At 66.8% G+C, this 2319-nt stretch carries 1 protein-coding gene; it reads left to right on the top strand.

Features of this window, described 5'->3' with window-relative positions:
- Window positions 1-2319: amino acid adenylation domain-containing protein (locus EOA38_RS34010; RefSeq protein WP_127301280.1), on the top strand; the 2319-nt coding region annotated here is incomplete at both ends.

Below are 2319 nucleotides of genomic sequence, written 5' to 3'. Positions count from 1 at the left end.
TTGCAGCATCATCTGATCGGCGATCACACGACGCTGGAGTTCATGCATGCCGAGGTGCGGGCCGTGCTCCAGGGACGCGCGCCTGAGCTTGCGGCGCCGCAGCCGTTCCGCAATCTGGTGGCGCAGGCGCGGCTGGAGGTCGACGCCAAGGCGCATGAGGAGTTCTTCCAGGAACAGCTGGCGGACATCGACGAGCCGACCATGCCGTTCGGGCTGAACGAGGTGCGCGGCGATGGCAGCGGAGTCGGCGAGGCGCGGCGGATGCTGCCGCAGGCGCTCAACGATCGGCTGCGGGAACAGGCGCGGCGGCTGGGAGTGAGCCTGGCCAGCCTGTGCCATCTGGCCTGGGGCCAGGTGGTGGCGCGCAGCAGCGGCCGAGAGCAGGTGGTGTTCGGCACGGTGCTGTTCGGCCGCATGCATGCGGGCGCGGGCGCCGACCGCGCAATGGGCCTGTTCATCAACACCCTGCCTGTGCGCCTCGACCTCGACGGCACTGGAGTTGAGGAAAGTCTGCGTCTCACCCATGCCCGTCTGGCTGAGCTGCTCTCACACGAGCATGCCTCGCTGGCGCAGGCGCAACGCTGCAGCGGCGTTGCGGCGCCGGCGCCGCTGTTCGGCGCGCTGCTGAACTACCGCCACAACACGCCGGCGGCCACGGCCGGCTCCAGGACGGACGATGATCTGTCCGGCGTGGAATGGCTGGGCAGCGAGGAGCGCACCAACTATCCGCTGACGCTGTCGGTGGAGGATTTTGGCGAGGCGCTCGGCCTCACCGCACAGGTGGCGGAGCCGATCTCTGCCGATCGGATCTGCGGCTACATGCAGCGGGTGCTCGAAGCGCTGTCGGAGGCATTGGAGCAGGCTCCCGACAGGCCGGTGCGCGCGCTCGACATTCTTCCGCCCGAGGAGCGGACCTATCTTTTGGAGGAGCTGAACCGGACGGAGGCGGACTATCCGTCGGATCTTTGCATCCACGAGCTGTTCGAGCAACAGGTGCGCCGCACACCCGAGGCGGTGGCGGTGGTGCATGAGGACGAGGCGCTGAGCTATGGCGAGCTCAACGCCCGGGCCAACCGGCTGGCCCATCATCTGATCGCCCTTGGGGTCAAGCCGGACCAGCCGGTGGCGATCTGCGTCGAGCGCAGCCTGGCCATGGTGGTGGGACTGCTGGCGATCCTGAAGGCGGGCGGCGCTTATGTGCCGCTGGACCCGGCCTATCCCTGCGCGCGGCTCAACCAGGTGCTCGCCGATGCCGCGCCGCAGCTGCTGCTGGCCGATGCGGCCGGCCGCGCCGCCCTCGGCGCCAAGGCGCTGGCCGATGTGAGCGTGGTCGATCTGGAGACGGCCACCCCGGCCTGGGCCGAACTGCCCGCCTGCGATCCCGACCCGCGCGCGCTGGGGCTCACCCCTCGCCATCTCGCCTATGTCATCTACACCTCGGGCTCCACAGGGACGCCCAAGGGCGTCATGATCGAGCATCGCGGAGTGGTCAATCTGGGGCTGGCTCAGATCGGACTGTTTGGCGTTGGTTCAAACAGTCGAGTGGTGCAGTTCGCCTCCTTGGGTTTTGATGCCAGTGCCTGGGAAATGATTATGGCGCTTGGCTCCGGCGCTGCCTTGCATTTGCCTGCGGATGAGCTCCACCAGGCGAGTGCCGAACTCTCGGATTACCTGCGGAGTGAATCGATCACCCACGCGACATTGCCTCCGGCCTTACTGCAGGCAAGCAGGAGTGCGGAATATTTGGCGTCGCAAGCTCTCATTCTTGCCGGAGAGCTGCCGAAGGCCGAACTCATCCGACGTTTACCTGCAGCATCTGTTATCAATGCCTATGGACCGACGGAAACGACAGTCTGTGCAACGACCTGGAGTTGCCCGGCTGACTTTGACGGGGCGATTGTCCCGATTGGCCGTCCGATAGCGAACACCCGGGTCTACCTGCTTGACGGCCATGGTGCACCTGTGCCGTTCGGGGCGGTGGGCGAGCTTTACATTGGCGGGGCGGGTGTTGCACGTGGCTACCTGAACCGGCCGGAGCTGACGGCGGAGCGGTTCATCGCCAGTCCCTTTGTGAAGGGCGATCGGCTGTATAAGACTGGCGACCTGGCGCGTTATCTGCCGGACGGCAATCTGGAGTTTTTGGGCCGCAATGACGAGCAGGTGAAGATCCGCGGCTTCCGCATCGAGCCGGACGAGATCGCCGCCCGGCTTTGCGAGCACGCCTGGGTGCGCGAGGCGGTGGTGGTGGCGCGCCAGGACCGCGCCGGCGACAAGCACCTTGTCGCCTATGTCGTGTGCGGACCCGAGGCCGGCTCGGAC

Source organism: Mesorhizobium sp. M1E.F.Ca.ET.041.01.1.1, from assembly GCF_003997355.1.
Lineage (GTDB): Bacteria > Pseudomonadota > Alphaproteobacteria > Rhizobiales > Rhizobiaceae > Mesorhizobium.
The sequence above is the reverse complement of the archived record's forward strand: the minus strand, read 5'-3'. Positions and strand labels throughout refer to the sequence as shown.